The sequence below is a fragment of the Paenacidovorax caeni genome (assembly GCF_001298675.1).
Lineage (GTDB): Bacteria > Pseudomonadota > Gammaproteobacteria > Burkholderiales > Burkholderiaceae_C > Paenacidovorax > Paenacidovorax caeni.
The window spans coordinates 90,629-114,831 of the sequence record NZ_CYIG01000004.1 but is presented as its reverse complement, the minus strand read 5'-3'; the positions used below and the strand labels follow the sequence as shown (position 1 = coordinate 114,831).

The window sequence follows — 24,203 nt, the reverse complement described above, 5'->3', positions numbered from 1 at the left end:
CTCGGTGCTCCTGCACCATGCGCACGGCGCGCTCGCGCACTTCCGGGGAGAACTTCGGTGACTTGTTCATAGCTCCATCTTCTCAAGTGTTGGAGCCTCCTCAAAACCCGGGGCGGTTCAGAAAGACGACAGCCATGGCCCGCAAGAAGCACATTCACGTCAACGCCTTCAACATGAACTGCGTGGGGCACATCCACCACGGCCTGTGGACGCACCCGCGCGACCAGTCCACGCAGCACGGCACGCTGCAGTACTGGACGCACATCGCGCAGGTGCTGGAGCGCGGCCTGTTCGACGGCATCTTCATCGCCGACGTGATCGGCTACTACGACGTCTACCAGGGCGGCGTGGACCTGACGCTGCGCGAGGCCATCCAGCTGCCGGTGAACAACCCGTGGCTGCTGGTGTCGGCCATGGCCGCCGTGACGCAACACATCGGCTTCGGCGTCACGGCCACCGTGGGGGCGCACAACCCCTACGTCTTTGCGCGCGATGTGACGACGCTGGACCAGCTCACCCAGGGGCGTATCGGCTGGAACATCGTCACCGGCTACGTGGACAGCGGCGCGCGCGGCCTGGGCCAGGAGGGCCTGGCCGCGCACGATAGCCGCTACGACCGCGCCGACGACTTCCTGGAACTGTCGTACAAGCTGTGGGAGGGGAGCTGGGAGGACGGCGCCGTCATCGCCGACAAGGCGCGGCGCATCCACGCGCTGCCCGGGAAGGTGCACCCGGTGGTGCACGAAGGGCCGTTTTACCGCGCCAACGCCATCCACATGAGCGCGCCGTCGCCCCAGCGCACACCGGTGCTGTTCCAGGCGGGCACTTCAGCACGCGGGCTGCGCTTTGCTGGCCAGCATGCCGAGGGCGTCTTCATTGGCGCGCGCACGCCCGAGGCCGCGCGCGAGGCCTCGCGCCAGCTGCGCCAGGCGGCAGTGGACGCGGGCCGCCAGCCGGACGACATCAAGATCTACGTCGGCGTGGCCGTGGTGCCTGGACGCACGGCTGCCGAAGCACAGGAAAAGTACGCCGAGTACCAGGCCCACGCCAGCGCCGAGGGCGGCCTGGCGCACTTCGCCGCCAGCACCGGGGTGGATTTCGCGCGCTACGGGCTCGAAGAACCGATTGCCTTCGGCCAGAGCAATGCCATCCAGTCGGCGGCCGCAGCAGCCCAGCAGCAGGGCTGGACCACGCGGCGCAAGCTGCTGGAGCAGTTCACGCTCGGCAGCCGCTACACCACGATCGTCGGCGACGCCGCGCAGGTGGCCGATGAACTGGAGCGCTGGGTGGACGTGGGCGAGATCGATGGCTTCAACCTCACGCGCCTCGTTGTGCCCGAGACCTGGGAAGACTTCGCCACGCTGGTCGTCCCCGAGCTGCAAAACCGGGGACGCTACCGCACCAGCTACGCGGGTGGCACGCTGCGCCAGCAGCTCTTTGGTGCGGGCGACCGCTTGCCGCAGCGCCACCCGGCAGCGCGCTGGCGGCGCTGATGGCGTGCACTGATTAGCAGGAAAAATGGCTGCCAGCCCTTTACTGGCAAGCGCTGGCAGCTATCGAAAAGAAAGCGCCAGCGCGGTGGAACGGGTCAGTTGCCCAGCCCCATGGGCGGGGTGCTGCCTTCCTGGTAGCCGAGCGCGGTGGAGATTTCCCGCGCCGTGGCCTGCAGCTTGGGCAGCCAGCCTTCGTCCAGCCGGTCGGCGGGGGCGGAGATCGACAGCCCCGCCACCAGCTTGCCCTGGTCGTCGAACACGCCAGCGGCCATGCAGCGCACGCCGAGTTCCAGCTCTTCGTTGTCGCGCGCCATACCGTACTGGCGCGCCTTGGCCAGTTCGCGCTCCAGCACGGGCAGCTGGGTGATGCTGTTGTGGGTGTGGCCCGGCAGACCGGTGCGCGTGGCGTAGGCGCGCACGCGCTGCGGGTCTTCCACGGCCAGGAATAGCTTGCCGGTGGAGGTCAGGTGCAGCGGCGCACGGCCGCCGATGGCACGCACCACCTGCATGCCCGAGCGCTCGCTGTAGGCGCGCTCCACATAGACGATTTCGTCACCCTGGCGCACGCTAAGGTTCACAGGCTGCTGGATCTGCTTGTGCAGGTTGCGCATCGGCGTCAAGGCCGCGTCGCGCACCGACAGGCGGGCCTTGACCAGGTTGCCCAGTTCCAGCAGGCGCATGCCCAGGCGGTAGCTGCCCGACTCAGGCCGGTCGACGAAGCGGCCGATGGCCAGGTCGTTGAGTATACGGTGCGCCGTGGAGGGGTGCAGGCCCGTGCGTTCGCTGATTTCCTTGAGTGAAATCGCTTCTTCGCGCGAGGCCAGGACATCGATCAGCGTGAACATGCGTTCCAGTACCTGAACGCTGGGCTGTGCGGGGATGTCGGGGTCGCTTTTTCGCATGGAGGCAATGCAAGGCGCAAAAGCGAAATTTTATCCTATGAAATGTCTTCGCGCAGGCTGGCGCGTTCCACCCGCTGCCACAGCCCGTCGCTGCGCACTTCGTGCGGTAGAAAGCGGGCTTTGTAGCGCATCTTCGGACTTTGCGCGATCCAGTAGCCCAGGTAGGCATGGGGCAGGCCGAGCTGGCGCGCCTGCTCTATCTGCCACAGCACGTTGAAGGTGCCGTAGCTGGCTTTGTCCTCAGGCTCATAAAAGGTGTAGACGGCGGAGATGCCGTCATCGAGCACGTCGAGGATGGACACCATCTTCAGCGTACCGGGGCTGTCGCCCGTGCCGGGCTCGCGGAATTCCACCAGGCGCGAGTTCACGCGGCTTTGCAGCAGGAACTGGGTGTACTGGTCAATGCTGTCGTGATCCATGCCACCGCCAGCGTGGCGGCTTTGCTGGTAGCGCAGGTAGAGCTGGTAGTGCTCGGGTAGGTAGCACAGGCGCAGCACGCGCGCTTGCAGGTGCGCATGGCGTGTCCAGGCACGGCGCTGGCTGCGGTCTGGGGTGAATTCGTGCGTCAGCACCCGCAGCGGGGTGCAGGCCTTGCAGCCGTCGCAGTAGGGGCGGTAGGTGAACATACCGCTGCGCCGGAAGCCCTGGGCTACCAGATCGGAGTAGACGCTGGATTGGATCAGGTGACTCGGCGTGGCGACCTGCGAGCGTGCCTGGCGATCCGGCAAATAACTGCAGGGGTAGGCCGCGGTGGCGTAGAACTGCAGGGCTTGTAGCGGAAGATCGTTGAGTTGCGTCATGCCGGCGATGCCAAGGCTTGGGCGGGGGGCAAAAGCGCGTTCCAGTATAGGGGGTCGAAGGCCCAGCCGGGGCAGAGCGCTTGCTGTGCGTGCGCAATGGTGCACAGGAATTGCGTGCGCGGAATCTCGCGTGCACCCAGCGAAGCCAGGTGGCGGGTGTTTTGTTGGCAGTCGATCAGTTCGACGCCGTTGCGCAGGCACAGGCACACCAAGGCCGACAGGGCGATTTTTGAAGCATCGGTCGCGTGGGCGAACATCGATTCACCGAACACCGCGCGTCCCAGCGCGATGAAGTACAGCCCGCCTACGAGCTGGCCATCGACCCAGGTCTCGACGCTGTGCGCATGACCGGCAGTGTGGAATTCCTCGTACGCGGCGACCATGCGCGGCAGGATCCAGGTGCCGTTCTGCCCTTCGCGGGGGGTGGAGGCGCAGGCATGGATCACGGCGCTGAAGTCGTGGTCTACGCGTACCTCGCAGCGCGGATTGGCGCGGAATTTGCGCAGCGTGCGGCGCAGCGAGTGGTGCAGCCGGAATTGCGCAGGGGGCAGCACCATGCGCGGGTCAGGCGACCACCACAGGATGGGCTGTCCCTCGTTGAACCAGGGGAAGATGCCATGTGCGTAGGCGGTGCGCAGGTGTGCCGTGTCGAGCGCACCCCCTGCGGCGAGCAGCCCGGGTGCCGGATCCTTGGAACCCCACGCCTGCGCGGGGTCCGGAAAGGCGTCGTGAGGCTCGAGCCAGGGCAAGGTGGTCGGCATGGGGCAAGCTGTGGACAAGGGCAAAGCACGATTGTCGCGCAGGCCCGCTGTGTACCTGGCAGACCCGGCCGGCCAAAAAAAAGCCCAGTGCGAGCACTGGGCTTGGAAGGGATCCTTGAAACGGGGGTTTCGAGAGGATCCAAGGAGACAACTGGGGCCCTGAAACAAGAGGCTCAGGGCAATGGTTGAATTATCAGGGTAATCCCTGAAGGTTGCCTAGAGTGTGTACTCCAGACAACACGCGTAATTAACGCTTGCGGGGCGTAGCTGCCTTGGCAGCGGTGTTGGCCACGGCATTGAAGTTGGCTTCGGCCACGTCAGAAGCCTGCTTCACGGCCTTTTGCACCGATTCGAAGGCGTTGGTGGCGGCGGACACGGCGCTCTTCATCACGGCGACGGCGGTTTCAGAGCCAGCGGGAGCATTCTTGGCTGCGTTGTCGACCAGGGTTGCGAAGCTTTGCTGGGCTTCGGCCGTCTTGGATTCCAGGGCCTTGCCGAATTCGGCGCCCGTGCCTGCGGCGATGTCGTACAGGTGGCGGCTATAGGCAGCGGTCTTCTCGGCCAGGGGTTGGAACATGTTGGCTTGCAGTGCCAGCAGCTCTTGCACGTCCTTCACGCTCAGCACAGCCTGGGCGTGGTTGGCGGCTTCGTTCAGGGCAGCGCGCGAGGCGGTGACGTTCAGCTCGACGAGCTTCTCGACGCCTTCAAAGGCCTTGCTGGTCAGGCCAAACAGGGTTTCGACGTTGGCTTTGTGGGAGGCCAGGATTTGTTCTGCGGTCAGCGACATAAGATATCTCCAAAGAAAGGGGCTAAGCCCGGGTGGTTTCAAGAGATCTGCGCTGACATGAGGCCTTTGACCTATGTTGCAGTGCAGCATGGTTTGAATTGTAGCGGTGCACCGGGGAAATGCAATATCCATGTTGCGGTGCAGCAAATATTAGATGCACATACCAAAAATCAGTATTTGTCGCCGTGGCGTCATGGCACACCGCTCCGGCGTGGTGGCGCGGGCCTGCGCTGGCACAATCGTTTGCCATGACCACAGCAACCCCTACTGCAGCCCCGCGCCGCTCACCCGAGCCACGTAGCGCCTTTCGGACCTTCAGGGCCATTGCCACCCGCTGGATGGATAACGACGTCTACGGCCACGTGAACAACGTCGTTTATTACAGCTGGTTCGACACCGCGGTGAACGCCCACCTGATCGAGCAGGGCGCGCTCGACATTCATGGCGGGCAGACCATTGGGCTCGTGATCGAGACGCAATGCAATTACTTTGCGCCTCTGGCGTTCCCGCAGGTCGTGGATGCGGGCATTCGCGTGGCGCATATCGGCTCCTCCAGCGTGCGCTACGAGCTGGGCCTGTTCGCCGCCGGCGAGCCGCTCAGCGCCGCGTCTGGGCATTTTGTGCATGTGTACGTGGACCGTGCCACGCGCCGGCCCGTGCCACTGCCGCAGCGTTTGCGCGAAGTGCTGCAGGCGCTCCAGCCCTGAGCATTTCCCCCCCGGGCGCGCCGCTCCGGGGGATGGCCTACACTGTCCCTTCGCCTGCGCGGGGCCGTGCGCAGAGCCCCTTTTTGCCGCCATGATCATTACCAGCCTGCTTGACACCGACCTGTACAAATTCACGATGATGCAGGTGGTGCTGCACCAGTTTCCGGGCGCGCAGGTCGAATACCGCTTTCGCTGCCGCAATGCAGGCGTTGCATTGGCGCCCTTGGTGAATGAAATCCGCGAGGAAATTCGTGCCCTGTGCAGCCTGCGTTTCCAGGATGCCGAGCTGGCCTATCTGCGTTCGCTGCGTTTCATCAAAAGCGATTTTGTTGATTTTCTCGGACTGTTTAAGCTCGGCGAGAAATATGTCCAGGTCACGCCTTTGCCTTCCGGCGAGATCGATATCACCATCCAGGGGCCTTGGCTGCACACCATCCTGTTCGAGATCCCGGTGCTGGCCATCGTCAACGAGGTGTATTTCCGCAATACGCAGAAAGTGCCTGATTTCCCTGAGGGCCGGCGCCGGCTCGACGCGAAGATTGGCCAACTCCAGGCGCCCGGCTTGGCGGAACTGAAGATTGCCGACTACGGCACGCGCCGGCGCTTTTCGCGTGCCTGGCATGAAGAGGTGCTGCGCGTGCTGTGCGCGCGCCTGGGCACGGGCATGCACGGGCAGTTCGCGGGTACCAGCAACGTGCTGTATGCCATGAAGCTGGGCGTGACGCCGCTGGGCACCATGGCGCATGAATACCTGCAGGCCTGCCAGGCGCTGGGCCCCCGGCTGCGCGACAGCCAGGTCTTTGGCTTCGAGGTCTGGGCTAAAGAGTACCGGGGCGACCTGGGTATCGCCCTGTCCGATGTGTATGGCATGAGCGCTTTCCTGCGCGACTTTGACCTGTATTTTTGCAAGCTATTTGACGGCGCGCGCCATGACAGCGGCGACCCGTTCGCCTGGGGCGAGCGCCTGCTGCAGCACTACCGCGACAATCGTGTCGATCCGCTGACCAAGACGCTGATCTTCAGCGACGCGCTCACGGTGCCGCGCACCATTGAGTTGTTCCAGCGCTTCCATGGCCGGTGCCAACTGGCTTTTGGCATTGGCACCAACCTGACCAACGACCTTGGCTACGAGCCGCTGCAGGTTGTCATCAAGATGACGCGCTGCAACGGCCAGCCCGTGGCCAAGCTGTCGGACACCCCAGGCAAGGGCATGTGCGACGATGAAAAATACCTGGCCTACCTGCGCCAGGTGTTCGACATCCCCAGCCCGGCCTGACAACCTCAAGGAGATTTTTATGACGTATTGGCGCTGGCTGGCTGCGGCCGCCTGCTGCATGGCCCCGGCTTGGGCGGGGGCTGCTGAGCTGGATGGCGGAGCGCTGTCGCTGCTGTGGGGCGTCCCCTTCGCCGGCATTCTGCTGTCGATCGCGCTCATGCCGCTGCTGGCGCCAGTGTTCTGGCACCACCATTTCGGCAAGGTGGCGGCTGCCTGGGCGTTGGCTTTTCTGCTGCCGTTCGCGCTGGTGTTCGGGCCCGGCGTAGCGGGCGTGAACCTGGTGCATGCGCTGCTGGCGGAGTACGTGCCGTTCGTCATTCTGCTGGCTGCGCTTTTCACTGTGGCGGGTGGCATCTACATCCGCGGCAACCTGCATGGCTCCCCCGCGCTGAACACGGGCATTCTGGCCTTTGGGGCGGTGCTGGCCAGCTTCATGGGCACCACGGGCGCATCCATGCTGCTGATCCGGCCGCTGATACGCGCCAACGACCACCGCAAGCACATCGCCCACGTGGTGGTGTTTTTCATCTTCATTGTCTCCAACGCCGGGGGCTCGCTCACGCCGCTGGGCGATCCGCCGCTGTTCCTGGGCTTCCTCAAGGGCGTGGACTTTTTCTGGACCCTGCAGCATGTTTTCCCGGAGACGCTGTTCCTGGTCGGGGTGTTGCTGGCCCTGTTCTATGCCCTGGACAGCTGGTTCTTCCGCCAGCGCGACGAGCTGCGCCGCATCGATCCCACGCCCGATACCGATGGCTTTGGCTTCGACGGCAAGGTCAACTTCGTACTGCTGGGCGTGGTGGTGGCACTGGTGCTGCTCAGCGGCTTCTGGAAGCCGGGTATCGCGTTCGACGTGGCGGGCACCGAAGTTGGCCTGCCCGGCCTGGTGCGCGACGTGGGGCTGATCCTGGTGACCCTGGCATCCCTGGCACTCACCCCCAAGGCGGTGCATGCGGCCAACCAGTTCAATTGGGCGCCGATGCAGGAGGTCGCCAAGCTGTTCGCGGGCATTTTCCTGACCATCATCCCGGTGATCGCCATGCTCAAAGCGGGTACCCAGGGGCCGTTTGGCGCCATCATCCATGCCGTGACGCGCCCCGATGGCTCGCCCGACCCCGCCATGTACTTCTGGGCCACGGGCGTGCTCTCCTCCTTCCTCGACAATGCGCCCACCTACCTGGTGTTCTTCAACACGGCCGGAGGCGATGCCGCCACGCTGATGGTGCAGATGGCGCCCACGCTGGCCGCCATCTCGGCCGGGGCCGTGTTCATGGGCGCCAACACATACATCGGCAACGCACCGAACCTGATGGTCAAGGCCATTGCCGAGGACCGCGGCGTGAAGATGCCCAGCTTCTTTGGCTACATGCTGTGGTCTGGCGCCATTCTGGTGCCGTTGTTCATCGTCATGACGTTGATCTTTTTCCGCTGACTGCACGAGGAGGGCGATATGGCCAAACCCCGCATCCTGGTGGCGCAGGCCATCTTTCCCGAGACTGTCGAGCGATTGGCGCAGCATTTCGAGGTGCAGGCCAACCAGGACGATGTGCGCTGGAGTCCCGCCGAGCTGGCCCGGCAGCTGGCTGACAAGGACGGCGCCCTGACCACCGGGGCGCAGCGCATCGACGCGGCCCTGCTCGCCGCCTGCCCGCGCCTGCGTGTGGTGGCCAACATGGCAGTGGGGTACAACAACTTCGACGTGGCTGCGATGACCGCAGCGGGGGTGCAGGGCACCAACACCCCCGACGTGCTGACCGACACCACGGCCGACTTTGGCTTCGCACTGCTCATGGCGGCGGCGCGCCGCATCACCGAGGGCGAGCGCTACCTGCGCGCGGGCCAGTGGAAGGACTGGCGCTACGACCTGCTGGCCGGCTCCGAGGTGCATGGCAGCACGCTGGGCATCATCGGCATGGGGCGCATCGGCCAGGGCATCGCGCGCCGCGCCGCCCACGGCTTCGGCATGGAGGTGCTGTACCACAACCGCACGCGCCTGCCGCCCGCGCTGGAGGCCGAGTGCAAGGCGCGCCACGTGGGCAAGGATGTGCTGCTGGCCAACGCTGACCACGTGGTGCTGGTGCTGCCCTATACCCCGGACAACCACCACACCATCGGCGCACAAGAGCTGGCGCGCATGAAGCCCACCGCCACGCTGGTCAACATCGCGCGTGGCGGCATCGTGGACGAGGCGGCGCTGGCCGCGGCGCTGCGGGAAGGGCGCCTTGCCGCCGCGGGGCTGGATGTGTTCGAGGGCGAGCCCGCCGTGCACCCCGACTTGCTCACTTTGCCCAACGTGGTGCTGACGCCCCACATTGCCAGCGCCACCGTGGCCACGCGCCGGGCCATGGCCAACCTGGCGGCCGACAACCTGATCGCCTTCTTCGATGGACGCGGCCCGCTGACCCCGGTGAACCAACTACCGGGCGCGGATGAATTTTTGTACCAAAACGGGCTGTAGTCCTTCTCCAGCAAGCGCTGGAAGCTATTGAAATGAGAGTGAATTTGCCATGATGCCGTTTTCCATGGCTTTCGGGGCGGCGGCGCTGTGCGCGGCCGTGGCGCTGCTGCTGGGCTGGCTGGCCGGCGCGGCCCGTGCACGTGGCGCGGCGCAGGCTGCTGCAGTGCAGGCGCAGGCGCAGCGCGAGGCCAGCCTGGCCCAGCTGGCACAGGCCGGCGCCCAATTGGCAGCGGCCCAGGAGCGCGTGCGTGGGCTGGAGGCCGAGCGCCTGGCGTTGCTGGCCGAGTTGCAGCAGGGCCGGGGTGAATTGCAGATGGCGCAGGAGCACACCAGCCAGTTGCAGACCCAGCTGGCCGCCCAGGCCACGCAACTGGAGGCCGAGCGCCGCGCGGCGCACGACAAGCTGGCGCTGCTGGCCGAGGCGCGCGAGGCCCTGTCGCACCAGTTCAAGAGCCTGGCCAACGACATCCTGGAAGAAAAAAGCCGCCGCTTTGCCGAGCAGAACCAGCTGAGCCTGGGCCAGTTGCTCGACCCGCTGCGCTCGCGTCTGGCCGACTTTCAGGGGCGCGTGGAGCAGTTCTACGACGCCGAGGGCAAGCAGCGTTCGGCGCTTGCCCAGCAGGTGCACCAGCTGATGCAGCTCAACCAGACCTTGAGCGAGGACGCCAAGAACCTGACCCAGGCCCTTAAGGGCTCCACCAAAGCCCAGGGCAATTGGGGCGAGCTCATCCTGGAGCGGGTGCTCGAGTCGGCCGGCTTGCGCAAGGGCTTCGAATACGACGTGCAGGAAAACCACCTGCGTGCCGATGGCTCACGTGCCCAGCCCGACGTGGTGATCCACCTGCCTGAAAACCGCCACCTCGTCATCGACGCCAAGGCCTCGCTGCTGGCCTACGAGGAATGGGCCCATGCCGACGACGAGGCGGTGCGCGCCGGTGCGCAGCGCCGCCACCTCGACTCGGTACGCCAGCACATCAAGGGCTTGGCCGAGCGCAACTACCAGCAGCTCTACGCGCTGCAGTCGCTCGACTTCGTGCTCATGTTCGTTCCCATCGAGCCGGCCTTCATGCTTGCCGTCACGGCCGACAACCAGCTCTACAGCGACGCCTGGAACCGCAACGTGCTGCTTGTCAGTCCGTCCACGCTGCTGTTCGTGCTGCGCACCGTGGCACATCTTTGGCGCCAGGAGGCGCAGACGCGCAACGCCCAGGAAATCGCCCAGCGCGGCGCCGACCTGTACGACCACCTCACGGCGTTTGTCGAGGAACTGGAAAAGGTGGGCAAGAACCTGGGGCAGGCGCAGGACGCCTACCAAAAGGCCTTCAACAAGCTCAGCAAGAACCGCGGCAACGTCATCCGCCGCGCCGAGATGCTCAAGGAGCTGGGCATCAAGCCCGCCAAGGCGCTGCCACCGGCCCTGGTGGAGGCCGCGCGTGGCGAGGGGCCGGAGGACTGAGGCCGCTCAGTCCGTCAATACGCGCCTACAGCGCGTAGAACTTCTGGATGGTCGCCCAGGCGTCCTGCGGGTCGTCGGTGAGGTGGAACAGCCCCAGATCCTCGGGGGCAATGGTGCCTTCTTCCACCAGCACGTCGAAGTTGAGAAAGCGGCTCCAGAACGCCTTGCCGAACAGCACGATGGGCAACGGCTTGGCTTTGCGCGTCTGCACCAGGGTCAGCACCTCAAACAGCTCGTCCAGCGTACCGAATCCACCGGGGAAGGCCACGAGTGCCTTGGCGCGGATCATGAAATGCATTTTGCGCAGCGCGAAGTAGTGGAACTTGAAGCTCAGCGACGGCGTGATGTACGGGTTGCCGCGCTGCTCGTGCGGCAGCACGATATTCAGCCCAATGGTGGGCTGGCCCGCGTCATAAGCGCCCCGGTTAGCCGCTTCCATGATGCCCGGGCCACCGCCGGTGCAAACGTAGATGCGGTCCTCGGGCGGCTGGTGCTGGCTGTGCTCGGCCACCAGGCGCGCAAACGTGCGCGCCTGCTCGTAGTACACCGCATTGCGCAGCGCGCGCTGGGCCAGCGCGATGCGCTGGGCGTCGCCGCTGGCTTCGGCCTCGGCCATTTTTTGCGTCGCTTCTTCATGCGAGACGAAGCGCGCGCTGCCATACACCACCACGGTGTTTTCAACGCCCTGGGCGGACTGCTCCAGGTCGGGCTTGAGCATCTCCAGCTGAAAGCGGATGCCACGCGTTTCGCGGCGGAACAGGAACTCCGGGTCGGCAAAGGCCAGGCGGTTGGAGTCGGGTTGCAAGGGGTTGCCGTTGTGGGCCTGGGTGTGCAGTTCTTCCCAGGCGTCAGCCAGGCGGCGTTCGTTGAGTAGGGTATTGGCTTGCATAGGGCGGGAATTGTGGCGCGGTTTGCTGGCCTGCGCGGGAAGCGGCGGTAGCGCGCAAGAAAATCGGCCGCCCGGGTGAAAGCAGATGCATTTCGGCCCTAAACCATTGCCAGGCAAGCGCCAGCCGCTCACATTTTTTTCAGGCCACGAGCTTGTGCACCAGGTCCGCCGCCGTGGAGGCGCCGTATTTGCGCATGAGCCGCGCGCGGTAAATCTCCACCGTGCGGTGGCTGATGTTGAGGATCTTGCCGATCTCCTTGGAGGTCAGGCCTTCCAGCAGCCGCGCCGCGACCTCGCGTTCGCGGCCCGTGAGATCCGCCTTCACGGGGCGCTGGGCGCTCAGGTCTTCGAAGCTCCAGATGCCGGCGGCGTGCGGATCCTCGCGGTGCAGGGAGCGCCCGGTGACGTGGCACCAGAAGAGCTCGCCGTTGGCGCGCTTCATGATGCGGTTGTCGCTGTAGTAGCCCTTGGCGTTGAGGATGGGGGCCATGTGCGCGCCCAGGCGCTCGTATTCGTCGGCGCTGGGGTACAGGATCTGGAATGACTGGCCCACCATGAGTTCGCGCGAGGCGCCGAACATGTCGCAGACATGGCGATTGCAGTCCACCATGGCACGGTTGCGTGACAGCACCAGCCCCACCGGGGCCAGTTCAAAGGCCAGTTGGTAATCGGTCTCCATAGTGTAAATATTTACGAGAAACTACTTATATACATACGTAGTATCGTAGCGCATACCTTTTATCCGCCCCTATGAGGAGACATTCGTGAACAAGCTCTATCCCAGTGCAGCTGCTGCGCTCGAGGGCGTGGTCGCCGATGGCCAGTTGCTGGCCGTCGGCGGCTTTGGCCTGTGCGGCATTCCCGAGGCGCTGATCGACGCCCTGCGCGACAGCGGTGTGAAAGATCTGACCGTGGTGTCGAACAACGCCGGCGTGGACGGCTTCGGCCTGGGCAAGCTGCTGGAGACGCGCCAGATCAAGAAAATGATCAGCTCCTACGTGGGGGAGAACAAGGAGTTCGAGCGCCAGTACCTGGCGGGCGAGCTGGAGCTGGAGTTCACCCCCCAGGGCACGCTGGCCGAGAAGCTGCGCGCCGGTGGCGCGGGCATCCCGGCGTTCTTCACCAAAACCGGTGTGGGCACCATCGTCGCCGAGGGCAAGGAGCTGCGCGAGTTCGACGGCGAGACCTACGTGATGGAGCGCTCGCTGGTACCCGAGGTGTCCCTGGTGAAGGCGGACGTGGCCGACAAGTCCGGCAACCTGCGCTTCAACCTGACGGCACGCAATTTCAACCCGGCCGCTGCGACGGCAGGCAAGATCTGCATCGTGGAAGTGGAGCGCATCGTCGAAGTGGGCGAGCTGGCCCCTGACGACATCCACCTGCCCGGCATCTACGTGCACCGCATCGTGCACAACCCGAACCCCGAGAAGCGCATCGAGAAGCGCACGATCACTGAAAAGCAAGGAGCCTGAACCATGCCCTGGACGCAAGACCAAATGGCCGCGCGCGCGGCGCAAGAGCTGGAAGACGGCTTCTACGTGAACCTGGGCATCGGCATCCCCACGCTGGTGGCCAATCACACCGGCGACAAGGAGGTGTGGCTGCAGTCCGAGAACGGCATGCTGGGCATTGGCCCGTTTCCCACCGAGGACCAGGTGAATGCTGACCTGATCAACGCGGGCAAGCAGACCGTGACCACCATTCCCGGCTCGGCCATCTTCGGCAGCGACCAGTCGTTCGCCATGATCCGCGGCGGCAAGATCAATCTGTCCATCCTCGGCGCCATGCAGGTGAGCGAGAAGGGCGACCTGGCCAACTGGATGATCCCCGGCAAGATGGTCAAGGGCATGGGCGGCGCCATGGACTTGGTGGCGGGCGTCAAGCGCGTGATCGTGTTGATGGAACACGTGGCCAAGAAGAAGGACGGCACCACCGACCTGAAGATCCTGCCCGCCTGCACGCTGCCGCTCACGGGCGTGGGCGTGGTCAACCGCATCATCACCGACCTGGGCGTGATGGACGTGACGCCCCAGGGCCTGAAACTGGTGGAGCTTGCGCCGGGCGTGACGTTCGAGGAAATCCAGTCCAAGACGGGCGTACCGCTGCTGCAGTAAGGCCGAGTGCGGCGCGCCCACGCCGGTGGGCGGATCGCCCGCTTATGGCGCTTCAAAAATAGGAGCTGCCAGCGCTTGATATTAAAGAGTTTCAGAATGAAAACCATCTGAAACCTTTAGTGGAAAAGCGCTGGCAGCTCACTTTTTTGATAGCCTGGCTGGTGCAGGCGCTTCCCTGGTTTCGTTTATGCTTTTGCCGCAACGGCCCACCCGGGCGGTACCGACACAAGGGAATACATCATCATGGGTCTCATCCAGGCAGCAGTGGGTGCAATCGGCGGAACGCTGGCCGACCAGTGGAAGGATTTCTACACCGTGCCGGACGGCCTGCCGCCCACGGCCGCGCTGTTCGCCGCCGTGCCGCGCGGCACCAACGCGGGGCGGGGCGCCAACACCAAGGGGTCGTCGAACATCATCACCAACGGCTCCAGGATCGTCGTACCCGAGGGCTACGGCCTGCTGCTGTTCCAAGACGGGGCCATTACCGGCTTTGCCAGCGAGCCAGGCGCCTACGAGTGGAAGTCGGACGACCTCAACTCCCTGTCCATCTTCACCGGTGGTGGCCTCATGGATGCGCTGGTGCGCCAGAGCTGGGAGCGCTTCAAGTTCGGCGGCCAGCCGGGCGCGCAGCAGGCGGCGTATTTCGTGTCGCTCAAGGAGCTGCCGGACAACCGCTTCGGCACGCAGTCCGAGATCTACTGGGACGACGGCTACCTGAACGCACAGGTGGGCGCCATCACGCGTGGCAGCTACACGCTCAAGATCGTCGATCCCATCCTGTTCGTGAAAAACTTCGTGCCCGCCACGTACCTGCAGCCCGGCCAGGTGTTTGACTTCACCGACCTCGACAACGCGGCGGCCAGCCAGCTCTTCAACGAGGTGGTGGGCTCGCTCGCCCCGGCGTTCAGCCTTTACACCAACGACCCGGCCAAGGGCAACCGCATCACCCGGATCCAGCAGGACTCCGTGGGCTTCGCGCAGAGCCTGTCCGCCGTGGTGGAGAACGCCTACCAGTGGAAGTCCGACCGCGGCCTGGTCATCGCCAAGACCGCCATCGTCTCCATCGAGTACGACGCCAGCACCCGCGAGCTGCTCAAGACCGTGCAGCGCGCCGACGCGCTGTCGGGTGCGCGTGGCAATTCCAACCTGCAGGCCTCGGTGGCGGCGGGCATCCAGTCGGCGGGGCAGAACGCCGGCGTTGGTGGCCTCATGGGCATGGGCATCGCCACGGGCGGCCTGGGCGGGCTCGCGGGCCTGCAGCAGCCGGTGGCCGCGCCTGCGCCCGCAGCGCCAGCGGCGGACGACCCCATTGCCAAGCTCACCAAGGCCAAGCAAATGCTGGACGCCGGGCTGATTACGCAGGCCGACTACGACGCGGTCAAGGCCAAGGCGCTTGGCCTGTGAGCACCCAGCGCCCCAGCGGCCCGGGCTCGCCGCAAGACGTGCCGCCTGTGCCGGGCGCGTCTTCGGGCGAGTTTCCGATTGACCCGGCCACGCTGCCCGGGCCCATTCGTGATGAACTGCAGGCGCCTGACCCGGTGTCCATCGACACCGGATCGAAAGAGTTGCGCGACGGCCTCAACCACTGCCCCAAGTGCGGTGCGACCGAGATTCGCCACCGCGCGGGCTCTGACAAGCTGATCTGCCTGTTTTGCCGCTACGAATGGACGGCCGCGCGCGTCGAAGAGGAATTTGGCCTGGGCGAGGGCATCGACCAGCTTAAGGGCACGCAGATCGCCTCGGGCGCCCAGGGTATCAATGCCGACACGGCCAGCCTGCGCAGTTTCAAGTGCACGGGCTGCGGCGCCGAGGTGGTGGTCAACACCGAGAACGCCATGACCGCTCGCTGCCATTGGTGCCGTCACGTGCTGGGTGTGAACGAGCAGATCGACAACGGCGCCGTGCCCGACGCGGTGCTGCCCTTTCACATCAAGAAAGACGAGGCGGTGGCGCGCATCCGCCAGTTCGTGGGCAAGCGCCAGATGTTTGCGCTCAAGGCGTTCAAGGAGGAGTTCACGCCCGAGAACGTGCTCGGCGTGTACTTGCCGTACATGGTGGTGGACGCCAACGCCAGTGCCGACGTGACCGGCTTTGGCGAGGTCGAAACGCGCCGCTACACGCGCGGCGAGGGCAAGGACCAGAAGACCTACTACGACGCCGATGTGTACCAGGTGCAGCGCCACGTGGACTTCACGGTGGACGACCTGACGATCGAGTCCAGCGCGCGGCGTGGCAACCTCGACACCCGGGCCAACACCAACAACGTCATCAACGCCATCCTGCCCTTCGACACCAAGAACGCAGTGAAGTGGAACGCCTCTTACCTCGCCGGCTACAGCTCGGAAAAGCGCGACCGTGACGTTGAGCACCTGCAGCCACGGCTGGAGGACCAGTTGCTCTCCATCGCGCGGGCGCAGGTGCACTCCTCGGTGCGCCGCTACGACCGGGGCGTGCGCTGGGAGCAGGAGCACCTTGACGTGCACGGCACGCGCTGGGTGGCCATGTACCTGCCGGTGTGGCTCTACTCCTACCACCAGCCGGGCAGCGACGGTGGCATGCTGCACTACATCGCCGTGAACGGCCGCACGGGCAAGACCATGGGCAGCGTGCCGGTGCAGCAGTGGAAGCTCATCACCGCCGCACTTACCGTGGGCACCCTGGTCGAGGGCCTGGCCCTCTGGTTTATAGGACGTTGAGCATGGACGACGACAGCCTTCTTTTCCTGCTGGCCTTGGGGCCGGCCAGCGCCGCCGGGCTGTACTGGATGCTGTACCGGTACTACCGCAATACCGACAAGTCCCACGCCTTTGAGCGTGAAACCGCGATCACCGCCCAGCCAGTGTCGGGCAAGGACGCAAAGGCGGGCGAGGTGCGCGGCACGCAGGCCACCGCGATCAGTGGCAACAACGTGGGCGATTACCGCAGGCGCGTGAAGCGCTTGTAGCGCTGCAGCAAGGGGCGCCGAGGGTTACCAGAACTTCCACCATGGGTTCTCGCGCGCCTTGAAGCCGCCCTTGAGGTAGCTGCTATCGGGGTACGAGGCGTTCATCACACGCTGGGCGTCGTCGCGCAACTGGGCCATGCCCAGCGCGTCGTAAGAGCGGATGAGGATGTACAGCGCTTCTTCCGTGGCGGGCACGTTCTGGTAGTCGGCGATGGCCTGCTGCGCACGGCCCACGGCCGCCACATAGGCGCCGCGCTCGTAGTAGTAGCGCGCCACATGCACCTCGTACTGGGCCAGCGCGTTCACGATGTAGGTCATGCGCTGGCGCGCGTCGGGCGCGTAGCGCGAATCGGGGAAGCGCGTGGTCAACTCGCGGAACGACTCGAACGAGTCCTTGGCGGCCTTCTGGTCGCGCTCGGACAAATCCTGGCGCGACAGCCACGAGAACATGCCCAGGTTGTCGTTGAAGTTGACCAGACCACGCAGGTACAGCGCATAGTCGGCGGCGGGGCTGGCGGGGTGCAGCTTCAGAAAGCGGTCCAGCGTGGCGATGGCCTGGGCCTTTTCGCCAGCCTTGAACTGCGCGTATGCCTTGTCGAGCTGCGCCTGTTGCGCCAGCGGCGTGCCGGCGGCGCGGCCTTCAAGCTTTTCCAGCAGCGGCACGGCCTTGTCGTAGGCGCCGCCAGTCATCTCCTCGCGGGCTTCGGAGTAAATCCTGTCGGGGCTCCAGTTCGCCGTCTTGTCCTCGTTGGTGCTGGAGCAGCCGGCAATCAGGCCAGCGGCCAGCAGGACCGAAAGAAGGGGCAGAGGAGCACGCAGCATGGCAGGAGGGCTTTCCGGTGGATGAACGAGGCGGCCTGCGGGCAGGCGAAGCGGCCATTGTACTGGCCTGCCACGGGGGCTTGCCCCTGGCCCGGGCCGGTGGAGGAGGGGGGGTTTCTACAATGGCGGGATGTTTGTTCATCTGCGCCTGCACACCGAGTTTTCCGTCGTTGACGGCACCACCCGCATCGACCAACTGGCCAAGGCCGCCATCGCTGACCGCCAGCCTGCCATGGCGATCACCGACCTCAACAACCTTTTCGGCGCCATCAAGTTTTACAAGGAAAACCGCGGCAAGGGCGTCAAGCCCGTGCTGGGGGCAGAGATTTACCTCGAAGACCCGGCCGGGGCAGGCGCTGCACCCTCGCGGCTGCTGCTGCTGGTGCAGGGCAAGCAGGGCTACCTGAACCTCTCCGAGTTGCTGGCCCGCGCCTGGACGCGCAACGTGGTCAAAAACCTGGCCGTGTGCACCTGGGCCTGGCTGGAGGAGCTGGGCGAGGGCCTGATTGCCCTGTCTGGTGCGCAGGCAGGCCCGGTGGGCCAGGCGCTGCTGCGCGGCGACGAGGCTGGCGCAGCGGCGCTGGCGCTGCGTCTGGCGGGGCTGTTTCCGCACCGCTTCTACATCGAGCTGCAGCGTGCCGGCCGGCCCGACGACGAAGCCCACGTGGCGGCGGCCGTGCCGCTGGCAGCGCGCCTGCAGTTGCCGGTGGTGGCCACGCATCCGATCCAGTTCCAGACCGAGGACGAATACGAAGCCCACGAGGCGCGCGTGTGCATTGCTGAAGGCGAGATCCTGGCCAACCCGCGCCGCGTGCGCCGCTTCACGCGCGAGCAGTACTTCAAAACCACGGCGCAGATGCAGGCGCTGTTCGCCGACCTGCCGTCGGCACTTGAAAACACCGTGGAGATTGCGCGGCGCTGCAGTCTCACGCTGGTGCTGGGCAAGCCACAGCTGCCGGACTTTCCCACTCCGGGTGGCATGCCCATTGACGAGTATTTCCGCTACGCCTCGTACGAGGGCCTGAAGGAGCGCTTGCTGCACCTGTACCCGAACGAGGCGGAACGTGAAAAGCAGCGCCCGCGCTACGAGGAGCGGCTCGAGTTCGAGCTGGGCACCATCCTCAAAATGGGCTTTCCGGGCTACTTCCTCATCGTGGGGGACTTCATCCAGTGGGCGAAGACGCACGGCTGCCCCGTCGGGCCGGGGCGCGGCTCGGGTGCCGGCTCGCTGGTGGCCTACGCGCTCAAGATCACCGACCTCGATCCGCTGCAATACAACCTGCTGTTCGAGCGCTTTCTGAACCCCGAGCGCGTTTCGATGCCCGACTTCGACATCGACTTCTGCCAGGCCAACCGCGACCGGGTGATCGACTATGTGAAGGAAAAGTACGGCAAGGACGCCGTGAGCCAGATCGCCACCTTTGGCACCATGGCCGCCAAGGCCGCCATCCGCGACGTGGGCCGCGTGATGGACATGAGCTACACCTTCTGCGACGGCATTTCCAAGCTGGTGCCCGGCAAGCCTGGCCAGACCTACACGCTGGCCTACCCGCCCGAGCCGAAGAAGGAGGGGGACAAGAACAACTACGCGCTGGAGCTGGAGCCCATGCTCTACGAGCGTGTGCGCAAGGAAGAGGACGTGCGCACCATCATCGAGATGGCGCAAAAGCTCGAAGGCATGACGCGCAACATCGGTATGCACGCCGGGGGCGTGCTGATTGCGCCGGGCAAGCTCACCGACTTCTGCCCGCTGTACCAGCAGCCCGGCAGCGAATCGGCCGTGAGCCAGTACGACAAGGACGACGTGGAGGCCATTGGCCTCGTCAAGTTCGACTTCTTGGGCCTGGCCACGCTGACCATCCTGGAGATCGCGCGCGAATTCATCATGAAGCGCCACAAAGGCCAGGAGAACTTCGCCTACGAGAACATTCCGCTGGACGACGGGCCGACCTACCGCCTGTTCTCCGAGGGCCGTACCGAGGCCGTGTTCCAGTTTGAAAGCCGTGGCATGCAGGGCATGCTGAAAGAGGCCAAGCCCAGCCGCCTGGAAGACCTGATTGCCCTGAACGCGCTGTACCGCCCGGGGCCGATGGATCTGATCCCCAGCTTCGTGAACCGCAAGCACGGCAAGGAAGTGGTGGAGTACCCGCACCCGCTGGTTGAGCCGGTGCTGGCCGAGACCTACGGCATCATGGTCTACCAGGAGCAGGTGATGCAGACGGCCCAGGTGCTGGGCGGCTACTCGCTCGGCGGCGCCGACATGCTGCGCCGCGCCATGGGCAAGAAAAAGGCCGAGGAAATGGCCGAGCATCGCGCCATTTTCCGCAAGGGTGCGGCCGAGAAGGGCATCGACCAGGACAAGGCCGACGAAGTTTTCGACCTGATGGAAAAGTTCGCGGGCTACGGCTTCAACAAGTCGCACGCCGCTGCCTACTCGCTGCTGGCGTACCACACCGGCTGGCTCAAGGTGCACTACACGGCCGAGTTCTTCTGCGCCAACATGACCGTGGAAATGGACGACACCGACAAGCTCAAGGTGCTGTACGAGGATGCGCTGCGTGAGGGCCTGTCGTTCGAACCGCCCGACGTGAACCGCGGTGTGTACCGCTTCGAGCCGGTGACTGACAAGGTCATCCGCTACGGCCTGGGCGCCGTCAAGGGCACGGGGCAGCAGGCCATCGAGGCCATCGTCGCGGCGCGCGAAGGGCAGGGCGTGGGGCCGCAGGGCGGCACGCGCGGCCCGTTCAAGAGCCTGTTCGACTTCTGCGTGCGCGTGGACCGCCAGCGCATCAACAAGCGCACGGTAGAGGCACTGATCAAGGCGGGTGCCTTCGACGCCCTGCACCTGAACCGCGCCGAGCTGGTGGCGTCGATTGACCGCGCCTTCGACTTTGCCGCGGCCCAGATTGCCAATGCCAACCAGGGCGGCCTGTTCGACATGATGGGCGAAGACGCGCACGGCTCCAGCACCCAGGAGCCCAGCCTGGTGGAAGCGCTGCCCTGGGGCATCAAGGAACGGCTGATGCAGGAAAAAACGGCCATCGGCTTCTACCTCTCGGGCCACCTGTTCGACGAGGTCGAGGGCGAGGTGCGGCGCTTCGTGCGTACACGCATCAGCGAGTTGCAGGACAGCCGTGAGCCGCAGCTGCTCTCGGGCATCATCAGCGACCTGCGCGTCATCAACGGCCAGCGTGGGCGCTTGGCGCTGTTCAAGCTCGACGACAAGTCGCGCGCCATCGAGGCGTCGGTGGACGAAGCGCTACTGAACCAGCACCGCGACCTGCTCAAGGACGACGAATTCGTGGTCATCAGTGGCCGCTTGCAGCTTGACCACTTCAGTGGCGGCCTGCGCGTGAAGGGGCAGCAGGTGTGGAGCCTGGCAGACGCACGCTGCAAGTTTGGTCGCTACCTGCACGTGCGCATGGGCGATAAAGTGCTTGACGTGGCACGGCTGCTGCGCGAGTTCCCGCCGCAGAGCGAGGCCACGGAGCACGGCGAGCTGCAGCACGGCCTGCGCATCCGCCTGGCCCTGCGCTGCACCGCCCCCGAGGGCGCGGCCGAGGCCGAACTGCAACTGGGCGAGGGCAGCCGCCTGTACCCCAGCGATGCCGCGCTCGCCGCGTGGACGGCCCAGACCGGCGGGGGCGGCGCCAGCGTGGTGTATGACTAGAATTACTCATTTTTTAATAGCTTCTAGCGCAATCTGGGTAAGCGTTTGAGCTCGATTTCATTCAAAATGAAAGCGGCCAGGCCACAAAATGGCCCGCATGCCTTGAAATGCGCTGGAATGGCACCACTCTTACCCGCTCATGCGCCGTGCGGCGCTCGCTAGAATGAATTTCATGGCAACGACCCCACCGTCTCTCCCACCGACGCCCCCCGTGCGCAGCCCTGCCGTGGACGACAGCGACTCGGTGGTGCTGGAGCGGCGCACCCAGCGCACCGAGCCGCCCCGGATGTACCAGGTGCTCATGCTCAACGACGACTACACGCCCATGGAATTCGTGGTCGTCGTGCTGCAGGAGTTCTTTGGCAAGGACCGAGAGACCGCCACGCAGATCATGCTCAAGATTCACCTCGACGGCAGAGGCGTCTGCGGCGTGTACTCGCGCGATGTGGCTGCCACCAAGGTGGAGCAGGTGCTGGCCGCCGCCCACCAGGCCGGGCACCCGCTGCAGGCCGTGAGTGAGCCTGTTGAATAAAAGGCCTTTGGCCCTGAAATAAAGTCATCCCAACGCAAGCACAAAGGAGTTCTCACATGATTGCCCAGGAACTGGAAGTCAGCTTGCACATGGCCTTTGTTGAGGCCCGTCAGCAGCGCCACGAGTTCATTACCGTGGAGCATCTGTTGCTTGCATTGCTCGATAACCCTAGCGCAGCCGAGGTGCTGCGCGCCTGCGCCGCGCAGATCGACGACCTGCGCGCATCGCTGTCCAACTTCATCAAGGACAACACGCCCCAGGTGGCGGGTACCGACGAGGTCGACACCCAGCCCACGCTGGGCTTCCAGCGCGTCATCCAGCGCGCCATCATGCACGTGCAGTCCACCGGCAACGGCAAGAAGGAAGTCACGGGCGCCAACGTGCTCGTGGCCATCTTCGGCGAGAAAGACTCGCACGCCGTGTACTACCTGCACCAGCAGGGCGTTACGCGCCTGGACGTGGTCAATTTCATCGCCCACGGCATCAAGAAGGGCGAGTCCTCCGAGCCGCCCAAACCCGAGAGCCAGGGCGATGGCGAGGACGGCGGCCCGCAGGGCGAGCGCGGCAGCGAGAAGGCGTCGCCGCTGGAGCAGTACACGCAAAACCTCAACCAGGCCGCCAAGGACGGCAAGATCGATCCGCTGATCGGGCGCGACTACGAGGTTGAGCGCACCATCCAGATTCTGTGCCGCCGCCGCAAGAACAACCCGCTGCTGGTGGGCGAGGCCGGTGTGGGCAAGACAGCCATCGCCGAGGGCCTGGCCTGGCGCATTACCGAGGGCACCGTGCCCGAGGTGCTGCTGGAGGCCAACGTCTACGCGCTTGACATGGGGGCGCTGCTGGCCGGCACCAAGTACCGCGGCGACTTCGAGCAGCGCCTCAAGGGCGTCCTCAAGAGCCTCAAGGACAAGCCGCACGCCATCTTGTTCATCGACGAGATCCACACCCTGATCGGTGCGGGCGCCGCATCGGGCGGCACGCTGGACGCGAGCAACCTGCTTAAGCCTGCGCTGTCGTCGGGTCAGCTCAAGTGCATCGGTGCCACCACGTTCACCGAGTACCGCGGCATCTTCGAGAAAGACGCTGCGCTGTCGCGCCGCTTCCAGAAGGTGGACGTGGTCGAGCCCACGGTGGCCGAAACCATCGAGATTCTCAAGGGGCTGAAGTCGCGCTTTGAGGAGCACCACAGCGTGAAGTACGCCGCCGCCGCGCTGCAGGCCGCTGCCGAGCTGAGCGCCAAGTACATCAACGACCGCCACCTGCCCGACAAGGCCATCGACGTGATCGACGAAGCGGGTGCGGCGCAGCGCATCCTCACGCCGTCCAAGCGCAAGAAGACCATCGGCAAGACCGAGATCGAGGAAATCGTCGCGAAGATCGCGCGCATCCCGCCCGCGAACGTGAGCAACGACGACCGCAGCAAGCTGCAGACGCTGGAGCGCGACCTCAAGAGCGTGGTGTTCGGCCAGGACAAGGCCCTGGAAGTGCTGGCGTCCAGCGTCAAGATGGCACGCTCGGGCCTGGGCAAGGGCGACAAGCCCATCGGCTCGTTCCTGTTCAGCGGCCCCACGGGCGTGGGCAAGACCGAGGCCGCCAAACAGCTGGCCTACATCATGGGCGTGGACCTGATCCGCTTCGACATGTCGGAGTACATGGAGCGCCACGCCGTGAGCCGCCTGATTGGCGCGCCCCCCGGCTACGTGGGCTTCGACCAGGGTGGTTTGCTGACCGAGGCCATCACCAAGAAGCCGCACGCCGTGCTGCTGCTCGACGAAATCGAGAAGGCGCACCCGGACATCTTCAACGTGCTGCTGCAGGTCATGGACCACGGCACGCTGACGGACAACAACGGGCGCAAGGCCGACTTCCGCAACGTCATCATCATCATGACGACGAACGCGGGCGCCGAGACCATGAACAAGGCCACCATCGGCTTCACCAACCCGCGCCAGGCGGGCGATGAAATGGGCGACATCAAGCGCCTGTTCACGCCCGAATTCCGCAACCGGCTGGACGCCATCGTCAGCTTCAAGCCGCTGGATGAGCAGATCATCCTGCGTGTGGTGGACAAGTTCCTGCTGCAGCTCGAAACCCAGCTCGCCGAGAAGAAGGTGGAAGTCACCTTCTCCGACGACCTGCGCAAGCATCTGGCCAAGAAGGGGTTCGATCCGCTCATGGGGGCCCGCCCCATGCAGCGCCTGATTCAGGACACCATCCGCAAGGCGCTGGCGGACGAGCTGCTGTTCGGCCGCCTGACCGAGGGGGGCCGCCTGTCGGTGGATATTGCGCACAAGACCGACGACAAGGGCGTGGAAACCTCCGAGGTTCTGCTGGACATTCAGCCGCTGCCGAAGAAGGAGCGAGGCGCTAAGTCGGAACCTGCCGAGCCCGAGGAGGCAACGGCGGATTGACCCTTCTCCCGCGCTCCAGAAAACCGCAGCACCCGCTGCGGTTTTTTTATGGAAAGTGGCTTTTCACCTTGCCGATAAAGCGCTGGAAGCTATTGAAAAGAGAGCAAACCCCAGCACTTTGCAGGCGCCCCGGCGATCCGGGGCTTTGCTACTGAAAGAAGAGCTGCTAGCGCTTTCCAGTCAA

Annotated in this window: 21 protein-coding genes; 14 read left to right on the top strand and 7 right to left on the bottom strand. The window is 65.0% G+C overall.

Annotated features, from left to right (window positions below; genetic code table 11):
• Nucleotides 1–134 precede the first annotated feature (134 nt).
• Complete coding sequence (locus BN2503_RS02690; RefSeq protein ID WP_054255100.1) at nt 135–1,493, top strand: LLM class flavin-dependent oxidoreductase; 1,359 nt, start codon at nt 135–137, stop codon at nt 1,491–1,493.
• A 95-nt stretch (nt 1,494–1,588) separates the two neighbouring features.
• Here BN2503_RS02690 and BN2503_RS02685 read toward each other — a convergent pair whose 3' ends face one another.
• The 4 genes from BN2503_RS02685 to BN2503_RS02670 form a co-directional block, all read right to left on the bottom strand.
• On the bottom strand, nt 1,589–2,395 hold the full coding sequence (locus BN2503_RS02685; protein WP_054255099.1) for an IclR family transcriptional regulator: 807 nt from the start codon (nt 2,393–2,395) through the stop codon (nt 1,589–1,591).
• A 35-nt stretch (nt 2,396–2,430) separates the two neighbouring features.
• A complete protein-coding gene (locus BN2503_RS02680) occupies nt 2,431–3,195 on the bottom strand; it encodes an arginyltransferase (RefSeq protein ID WP_054255098.1) in 765 nt (254 codons plus the stop codon).
• Complete coding sequence (gene aat / locus BN2503_RS02675; protein ID WP_054255097.1) at nt 3,192–3,956, bottom strand: leucyl/phenylalanyl-tRNA--protein transferase; 765 nt, start codon at nt 3,954–3,956, stop codon at nt 3,192–3,194. The genes BN2503_RS02680 and aat overlap by 4 nt, the downstream gene beginning before the upstream one ends.
• 247 nt (nt 3,957–4,203) lie before the next feature.
• The gene (locus BN2503_RS02670) at nt 4,204–4,743 is read right to left on the bottom strand and encodes a phasin family protein (protein WP_054255096.1); all 540 of its coding nucleotides are present in this window, start codon (nt 4,741–4,743) and stop codon (nt 4,204–4,206) included.
• Between the two features lie 248 nt (nt 4,744–4,991).
• On the opposite strand from BN2503_RS02670, the gene BN2503_RS02665 reads away from it, so the two are divergent.
• The 5 genes from BN2503_RS02665 to BN2503_RS02645 all read left to right on the top strand — a co-directional run bounded on the left by BN2503_RS02665 (nt 4,992) and on the right by BN2503_RS02645 (nt 10,637).
• The gene (locus BN2503_RS02665; protein WP_054255095.1) at nt 4,992–5,450 is read left to right on the top strand and encodes an acyl-CoA thioesterase; all 459 of its coding nucleotides are present in this window, start codon (nt 4,992–4,994) and stop codon (nt 5,448–5,450) included.
• 91 nt (nt 5,451–5,541) lie between these two features.
• Complete coding sequence (pncB, locus tag BN2503_RS02660) at nt 5,542–6,726, top strand: nicotinate phosphoribosyltransferase (protein WP_054255094.1); 1,185 nt, start codon at nt 5,542–5,544, stop codon at nt 6,724–6,726.
• A 19-nt stretch (nt 6,727–6,745) separates the two neighbouring features.
• A complete protein-coding gene (locus tag BN2503_RS02655) occupies nt 6,746–8,155 on the top strand; it encodes a sodium:proton antiporter (protein ID WP_054255093.1) in 1,410 nt (469 codons plus the stop codon).
• Between the two features lie 18 nt (nt 8,156–8,173).
• The gene (locus tag BN2503_RS02650; RefSeq protein ID WP_054255092.1) at nt 8,174–9,181 is read left to right on the top strand and encodes a 2-hydroxyacid dehydrogenase; all 1,008 of its coding nucleotides are present in this window, start codon (nt 8,174–8,176) and stop codon (nt 9,179–9,181) included.
• A 49-nt stretch (nt 9,182–9,230) separates the two neighbouring features.
• Nucleotides 9,231–10,637 (top strand): DNA recombination protein RmuC, encoded by a 1,407-nt coding sequence (locus tag BN2503_RS02645; RefSeq protein ID WP_082366475.1) that lies wholly within the window; start codon nt 9,231–9,233, stop codon nt 10,635–10,637.
• A 25-nt stretch (nt 10,638–10,662) separates the two neighbouring features.
• Here the strand turns inward: BN2503_RS02645 and BN2503_RS02640 are convergent, their stop codons facing one another.
• Both BN2503_RS02640 and BN2503_RS02635 read right to left on the bottom strand, forming a co-directional pair.
• Nucleotides 10,663–11,526, bottom strand: a complete 864-nt coding sequence (locus tag BN2503_RS02640; RefSeq protein ID WP_054255091.1) for an LOG family protein — start codon at nt 11,524–11,526, stop codon at nt 10,663–10,665.
• Nucleotides 11,527–11,665: 139 nt separating this feature from the next.
• Nucleotides 11,666–12,205 carry a PAS and helix-turn-helix domain-containing protein gene (locus tag BN2503_RS02635; protein ID WP_054255090.1) on the bottom strand — a complete coding sequence of 180 codons (540 nt, stop codon included), beginning with the start codon at nt 12,203–12,205 and terminating at the stop codon, nt 11,666–11,668.
• An 85-nt stretch (nt 12,206–12,290) separates the two neighbouring features.
• Between BN2503_RS02635 and BN2503_RS02630 the strand changes: the two genes are divergently transcribed.
• The 5 genes from BN2503_RS02630 to BN2503_RS02610 all read left to right on the top strand — a co-directional run bounded on the left by BN2503_RS02630 (nt 12,291) and on the right by BN2503_RS02610 (nt 16,584).
• On the top strand, nt 12,291–12,998 hold the full coding sequence (locus tag BN2503_RS02630; protein WP_054255089.1) for a CoA transferase subunit A: 708 nt from the start codon (nt 12,291–12,293) through the stop codon (nt 12,996–12,998).
• Between the two features lie 3 nt (nt 12,999–13,001).
• The gene (locus BN2503_RS02625) at nt 13,002–13,640 is read left to right on the top strand and encodes a 3-oxoacid CoA-transferase subunit B (RefSeq protein ID WP_054255088.1); all 639 of its coding nucleotides are present in this window, start codon (nt 13,002–13,004) and stop codon (nt 13,638–13,640) included.
• A 243-nt stretch (nt 13,641–13,883) separates the two neighbouring features.
• Nucleotides 13,884–15,044, top strand: coding sequence for an SPFH domain-containing protein (locus BN2503_RS02620; protein WP_054255087.1), 1,161 nt, complete (start codon nt 13,884–13,886; stop codon nt 15,042–15,044).
• Nucleotides 15,041–16,336: a hypothetical protein gene (locus tag BN2503_RS02615; protein WP_054255086.1), complete on the top strand. Its 1,296-nt coding sequence runs from the start codon at nt 15,041–15,043 to the stop codon at nt 16,334–16,336. The genes BN2503_RS02620 and BN2503_RS02615 overlap by 4 nt, the downstream gene beginning before the upstream one ends.
• Before the next feature lie 2 nt (nt 16,337–16,338).
• Nucleotides 16,339–16,584 carry a hypothetical protein gene (locus BN2503_RS02610; protein ID WP_054255085.1) on the top strand — a complete coding sequence of 82 codons (246 nt, stop codon included), beginning with the start codon at nt 16,339–16,341 and terminating at the stop codon, nt 16,582–16,584.
• 24 nt (nt 16,585–16,608) lie between these two features.
• On the opposite strand, the gene BN2503_RS02605 is transcribed toward BN2503_RS02610, so the two are convergent.
• Nucleotides 16,609–17,406 carry an outer membrane protein assembly factor BamD gene (locus BN2503_RS02605; protein ID WP_054255084.1) on the bottom strand — a complete coding sequence of 266 codons (798 nt, stop codon included), beginning with the start codon at nt 17,404–17,406 and terminating at the stop codon, nt 16,609–16,611.
• A gap of 130 nt (nt 17,407–17,536) precedes the next feature.
• On the opposite strand from BN2503_RS02605, the gene dnaE reads away from it, so the two are divergent.
• From dnaE to clpA, 3 genes are all read left to right on the top strand, one after another.
• The gene (dnaE, locus tag BN2503_RS02600) at nt 17,537–21,076 is read left to right on the top strand and encodes a DNA polymerase III subunit alpha (protein ID WP_054255083.1); all 3,540 of its coding nucleotides are present in this window, start codon (nt 17,537–17,539) and stop codon (nt 21,074–21,076) included.
• Between the two features lie 172 nt (nt 21,077–21,248).
• Nucleotides 21,249–21,608 carry an ATP-dependent Clp protease adapter ClpS gene (clpS, locus tag BN2503_RS02595; protein WP_074930147.1) on the top strand — a complete coding sequence of 120 codons (360 nt, stop codon included), beginning with the start codon at nt 21,249–21,251 and terminating at the stop codon, nt 21,606–21,608.
• Between the two features lie 56 nt (nt 21,609–21,664).
• Complete coding sequence (clpA, locus tag BN2503_RS02590; protein ID WP_054255081.1) at nt 21,665–24,019, top strand: ATP-dependent Clp protease ATP-binding subunit ClpA; 2,355 nt, start codon at nt 21,665–21,667, stop codon at nt 24,017–24,019.
• Nucleotides 24,020–24,203 lie beyond the last annotated feature (184 nt).